This window comes from Endozoicomonas sp. Z74, assembly GCF_057680865.1.
This window is the reverse complement of the sequence record NZ_JBLYZI010000175.1, coordinates 1-6,051: the sequence shown is the minus strand read 5'-3', so window position 1 is coordinate 6,051 and position 6,051 is coordinate 1. Positions and strand designations below refer to the sequence as shown.

The following is a 6,051-nucleotide window of genomic DNA, read 5'->3' as shown; positions in this document are numbered from 1 at the left end:
CCGGAAATACCTTGTGCATCACCGGCAATGGGTGAGGGCGGCAGAGTTTTATGGAGGACACCGATCTGCTCTGGGGACATCATGGGTATGGACTTCAGGATGTCTTGGAATTGCTGAGGTTTCATGGCTGGAACTCCACTTTACACGACAATTCTCATGCTCAGGGAGTATAGACCATGTTAGCAACATTTAATTTGAACAGCGCCGTTGCTGAAGGTGATCTGTCAGTAATGCCCACCTCCGATGCAGATGATCACTTAAGCAAACTCTGGTCAACCATCAAGGAGGCTGCAGACGCTGAGTGCGATCGAGATTATCCAAAGTCCATCTCTCTGCTTACCTCCCTTTCTCAGGAGTCTTATCAGAGATGGGTCAGAGCCATGCTACAGCAACGCCTCGCCTGGCTTAACCTCAGAATGTTGATCGAAGGGGTCTACGAGAGAGGAAGTGAAGCTGATTCTGCCTCCGCCACTGCACAGGAACTTACAGAAGCTGAAGTCGGTGCGGCTAGGGAAAAGTTAGTTAGTACCATACGCCAACACATCCTCTCTGGTCTTGAAGAGCTGCAAATCCAAATTTCATGGGATCATCTTCCTGGAATAAGCCCCTCTGAACACATTCAGGGTAAAGAAAACCGTCAGTTAGCCTCCCTTCTGGTGACCGCAAGCCACCTGTTCCAAATGGAAAATGATCCAGAATCCGCCAGGCGTTTAAGGTCAACTTATTCAACGTTAAACGCCATTGAAGACAAGCTAAACCCGCATCGCCACACCACACCACCCGCAACCAATCAGTGAATAAAAGGTTCTTGGGTGGGTGACAAACCATTTGGCTAAACCTAAGGCAATCAATAGAAGAAAATGTATCATTATCCCCCCATAATGCCCTGCCCGCTCCCTGGTTTTATTCCGATTGCCCTATTCATCACCCACAAACCCCAGCCTTTCTGATACCATGGCCCACCAGAACGAATAATCATTGGTCCGCTCTACATGCTGCAAGCTAAGCCAAATCAGAAGAACGCCCTGTCAACCCTGCAACAGCAACTGGAACATCACATCCTGATTCTCGATGGCGCCATGGGCACCATGATCCAGGGCTATAAACTGGAAGAGCAGGACTACCGCGGCCAGCGGTTCGCCCATCATACCTGTGACGTCAAAGGGAACAATGATCTTCTGTGCCTGACCCGCCCGGACATCATCCGTCAGATTCATCGGGACTATCTTGAGGCCGGTGCCGATATTCTGGAAACCAACACGTTCAATGCCACCACCATCGCCATGGCGGACTATGAGATGGAACACCTGGTACCGGAAATCAACCGGGAGGCGGCCAGGCTGGCCCGGGAGGTGGCCGATGAGTTCACTTGTGCCAATCCCCAAAAACCCCGTTTTGTCGCCGGAGTCCTTGGCCCAACAAACCGGACCGCCTCCATATCCCCGGACGTAAACAACCCTGGCTACCGTAACACCCACTTCAAGGAGCTGGTGACAGCCTATCAACAAGCGGCACTGGCACTGATTGAGGGCGGAGTGGACATCCTGCTGATTGAAACCATTTTCGACACCCTCAATGCCAAAGCCGCAATTTATGCGGTTAAAGACCTGTACGAGCAACTGGGTTTCAGTCTGCCCATTATGATTTCCGGCACCATTACCGATGCCTCCGGTCGAACCCTGTCCGGCCAGACCACTGAAGCCTTCTGGAATTCCGTTGAGCATGCTGAGCCCCTTTCTGTGGGCCTGAACTGCGCCCTGGGTGCCAGTGAACTTCGTCCGCACCTGGAGGAGCTGTCCAACTGTGCAGGCACCTTTGTCAGTGCCCACCCCAATGCCGGACTGCCCAATGCCTTTGGTGAATACGACCAGAGCCCGGAGGAAATGGCAGATATTGTCGCAGAGTTTGCCGAATCCGGCCTTATCAATATCATCGGTGGCTGTTGCGGAACCTCCCCGGCTCATATCAAGGCCATTGCTGAACGCATGACGTCCATTGCCCGGCGGAAGGTTCCTGATATTCCCGTTGCCTGCCGGCTCAGTGGTCTGGAGCCGTTTAATATTGGCAGTGACTCCCTGTTCGTCAACGTGGGAGAACGCTGTAACGTAACAGGCTCTGCCCGTTTCAAGCGATTGATTGTTGAAGAGGACTACGACACCGCCCTGGATGTGGCCCGCACCCAGGTGGAAAACGGTGCCCAGGTGATCGATATCAACATGGACGAAGGCATGCTGGATGCAAAGCAGGCCATGGTCACCTTTCTTAACCTGATGGCGTCAGAGCCGGATATCTCCCGGGTGCCGGTCATGGTGGATTCCTCCAAATGGGAGGTGATTGAGGCAGGGCTTCAGTGCATCCAGGGCAAGGGGATTGTTAACTCCATCAGCCTCAAAGAGGGCGAGGAAGCCTTTCGGAAGCACGCACAGCTCTGCCGTAATTACGGTGCCGCAGTGGTGGTGATGGCCTTTGACGAGCAGGGACAGGCCGATACTGAAGCCCGCAAGAATGAAATCTGCCAGCGCTCCTATGACATCCTGGTCAAAGAGTTGGGCTTCCCTCCCCAGGACATTATTTTCGACCCCAATATTTTCGCCGTCGCCACGGGGATTGAAGAACACAACAACTATGCCGTCGATTTTATCAATGCCGCCCGCTACATTCGGGAAAACCTGCCCCATGCCCTGAGTTCCGGAGGAGTCAGTAATGTCTCCTTCTCCTTCCGGGGCAATAATCCGGTCCGTGAAGCCATTCACGCGGTTTTCCTGTATCACGCCATCAAGGCCGGGCTGACCATGGGCATCGTCAATGCCGGCCAGTTGGAGATCTATGAAGAAATCCCCCCTGAACTGAGGGAAAAGGTCGAGGACGTCATCCTCAACCGTTCTGAAGAAGCCACCGAAGCACTGTTGGCCATTGCCGACCAGTTTCGTAGCGGCAGTGCCGGTGAGAAAAAAACCGAAGACCTCAGCTGGCGGGAATGGCCGGTCAGCAAACGACTGGAGCATGCCCTGGTCAAAGGCATCACCACTTACATCGTGGAAGACACAGAAGCGGCCAGGCTGGAAGCCACCCGCCCCATTGAGGTGATCGAAGGGCCATTGATGGATGGCATGAATGTGGTGGGTGACTTGTTTGGAGAAGGCAAGATGTTCCTGCCCCAGGTAGTGAAAAGCGCCCGGGTGATGAAGCAGGCGGTAGCCCACCTGGTGCCGTTTATAGAAGAAGAGAAAGACGAGCACACCCGCTCCAATGGCAAAATCCTCATGGCCACCGTAAAGGGCGATGTACACGACATTGGCAAAAATATTGTGGGTGTGGTGCTGGCCTGTAATAACTTTGAAGTGATCGACCTGGGAGTGATGGTGCCCTGCGAAACCATCCTGAAAACCGCCCTTGAAGAAAAGGTGGACATCATCGGCCTTAGTGGCCTGATCACCCCCTCCCTGGATGAGATGGTGCATGTGGCCAGCGAAATGCAACGCCAGGGAATCAAGCTGCCATTGATGATCGGTGGAGCAACCACCTCCAGGGCACACACCGCAGTCAAGATTGAACCCCACTATCAGGATGACCTGGCCATCTATGTGACCGATGCCTCCCGCAGTGTGGGCATCTCCACCCGGCTGATGAGTGGCGAGCTCAAACCTGCCCTGGTTGAAGAAACCCGCGCTGAGTATGAAAAGATCCGGGAGCGCCATGAAAAGCGGGGCAATAAGCGGGCCCTGCTTACCTATTCAGAAGCCCTGGATAACGCCTTCAGGCCGGACTGGGAAAACTACCAGCCTCCCATTCCCGCCTTTACCGGCATCAAAGTGTTTGAAGATTACCCGCTGGCGGAACTGGTGGATTACATCGACTGGACACCGTTCTTTATCACCTGGGACCTGGCGGGCAAATACCCCGCCATTCTTGAGGACGAAGTGGTGGGGGAGGCCGCCACCAGCCTTTACCAGGATGCCCGTGAAATGCTGGACAGACTGGTCAGTGAACGGCTGATCCGTGCCCGGGCGGCGATCGGATTCTGGCCCGCCAGCCAGGTGAACCAGGATGACCTGGAACTCTATACCGACGACAGTCGTTCAGAAGTTCGCGCCCTGCTCCATCATCTCCGTCAGCAAAACCCGAGACCGGAAGGCAAACCCAACTACTGCCTCTCAGACTTTGTGGCCCCCAGGGAGAGCGGGATCAAGGATTATGTAGGCGGATTTGTGGTCACTGCCGGTATTGGAGCCGATGAATTGGCCAGAACCTGGGAGGAAGCCGGTGATGACTACAACAGCATCATGGTCAAAGCTTTGGCAGACCGACTGGCAGAAGCCTTTGCTGAAGCCATGCATGAAAAGGTGAGGAAAGAGTACTGGGGCTATGCAGAAGAAGAGCAGCTGGACAATGAACAGTTAATTCGGGAGCAATACAAAGGGATTCGCCCTGCCCCCGGTTACCCGGCCTGCCCGGATCACACGGAAAAAGCGACACTGTTCCAGCTGCTGGAAGGGGATAAAAATGCGGGGGTGTCACTGACCGAGCATTTTGCCATGATGCCCGCCGCCAGTGTCAGTGGCTGGTATTTCTCACACCCGGACTCAAAATACTTTGGCCTGGGTAAAATTGGCAGGGATCAGTTAAACGCCTACGCCCGGCGAAAAGGCATCACTCAGGAAGCCGCAGAACGCTGGCTAAGGCCTAATCTTTCATAACCGTCAAAAGCCCGCGAAGAGCAGATACCTTCCCCGTTTTAGGGGAAGGGCTGCATATCGAAATTGAACTTTCCTCTTGGGAATGCTCTCCCTGCCACTGATTAGATAGCCAGTACCTTAAAAAGAGTCAGCAGAGTCCGATCCCCCCTGGCTTTCCCTATAAATACAGAGTACTTCCAACTCCTTTGGGTTAAGCTTTTGGTTAATCAGTTCTAACATGTTTTTTATCGTTGAAGTGCCGATGGCAAAAACTTTTTTAACCACTATCACACACAATGCAACTTGCCTCTGTGAAGCATTAATCCGAAATTTAGTGAATACTACCTGAAAAATGCCACCTGTTGCCTCTGCGAGTATCATCAATACATTCGAACCAGACAATACTGATGACTCAATAGTGGCTGCAATCAGTTCAATATTTTCCCCCCAAAAGGATTCATAAACACCCTGTAATTGAAATTGACGTAACTCCATTTCATGCGAAAATGGGCCTTGAAAAAAAGCCACCCTGTTCTGAACCCTTGGATATTGCAGTTTTTCTAACAGTGAGTTGGTAAATACAAAATACCTTAATACGTTTTCACTACTATCCAGATCTCTCAAGTACTCCCCCCCAGAGTTCACTACCCAATCCACAAGAATCCTGAGCTTTTCAGTGATCGCATGAGACATAAGTACCTGCCTAGAATTCATCGAATGCAGATGATGAGTGGAAACGATGTCTTTCATGAGCTCTTCAGGATTCTCCCCGAGAGAGAGCCTTGTCATCATGTGCACTTGATCTTCTTCACTCATTTTCCCTATATAATCATAAATACTGTGCTCTCCACCCCCTGCACTATTGACCTGCTCCATCCTGAGCACAAGCACAGGAATAATCCCCCTGCATGTAGGGCAGATGAACCCATCCCCACCTCTATACTCAGTAAATGATTTAGTACATTTATTACAGTAGTTATCCATAGCAAATAAATTTACTGAATGAAACATACTTATAAAAAAGACAGCTTGAAACAAACGTCGCCATGGCCTTTCCAAACAACTTCTTGTCATGTATGAATACCCGGTTCAAGAAATACTCTAACACATTAGCAAAAGCTCAAAGCCTGTTTTCAAAGCAGTATCGAGATACTCTATGGTGGACCCCATTGTCTAGACCACAAGATCCACTTTTTAAGTTATGTTCCGACTGTTGTTGAAGTCCTCAGCCAAAGTGTATTGCCTGAGGTGTTTTATAGTTCAGTGATTGATGTAGCCTTTCAGTATTGTAGAACTGGAAGTATTTTTCCAGCCCTTGGTACAGCTCGGCTACCGTTCTGAATTCGTTTAAATAGAGCCACTCATATTTCACAGA

At 51.3% G+C, this 6,051-nt stretch carries 4 protein-coding genes; 2 read left to right on the top strand and 2 right to left on the bottom strand.

Annotated features, from left to right (window positions below; all coding sequences use genetic code 11):
- Positions 1 to 176 precede the first annotated feature (176 nt).
- Positions 177 to 797, top strand: a complete 621-nt coding sequence (locus tag ACNRUY_RS25565) for a hypothetical protein (RefSeq protein ID WP_488114493.1) — start codon at positions 177 to 179, stop codon at positions 795 to 797.
- Positions 798 to 992: 195 nt separating this feature from the next.
- Complete coding sequence (gene metH / locus ACNRUY_RS25560; protein ID WP_488114492.1) at positions 993 to 4,697, top strand: methionine synthase; 3,705 nt, start codon at positions 993 to 995, stop codon at positions 4,695 to 4,697.
- A gap of 117 nt (positions 4,698 to 4,814) precedes the next feature.
- Here the strand turns inward: metH and ACNRUY_RS25555 are convergent, their stop codons facing one another.
- Complete coding sequence (locus ACNRUY_RS25555; protein ID WP_488114491.1) at positions 4,815 to 5,750, bottom strand: hypothetical protein; 936 nt, start codon at positions 5,748 to 5,750, stop codon at positions 4,815 to 4,817.
- A 151-nt stretch (positions 5,751 to 5,901) separates the two neighbouring features.
- Positions 5,902 to 6,048: an integrase core domain-containing protein gene (locus tag ACNRUY_RS25550; protein ID WP_488110674.1), complete on the bottom strand. Its 147-nt coding sequence runs from the start codon at positions 6,046 to 6,048 to the stop codon at positions 5,902 to 5,904.
- Positions 6,049 to 6,051 lie beyond the last annotated feature (3 nt).

What these genes read in the sequence shown, in the direction of transcription:
- ACNRUY_RS25555 (WP_488114491.1), bottom strand. Translation starts at nt 5,750, where the DNA reads ATGACAAGAAGTTGTTTGGAAAGGCCATGGCGACGTTTGTTTCAAGCT.
- ACNRUY_RS25565 (WP_488114493.1), top strand. Translation starts at nt 177, where the DNA reads ATGTTAGCAACATTTAATTTGAACAGCGCCGTTGCTGAAGGTGATCTG.
- metH (WP_488114492.1), top strand. Translation starts at nt 993, where the DNA reads ATGCTGCAAGCTAAGCCAAATCAGAAGAACGCCCTGTCAACCCTGCAA.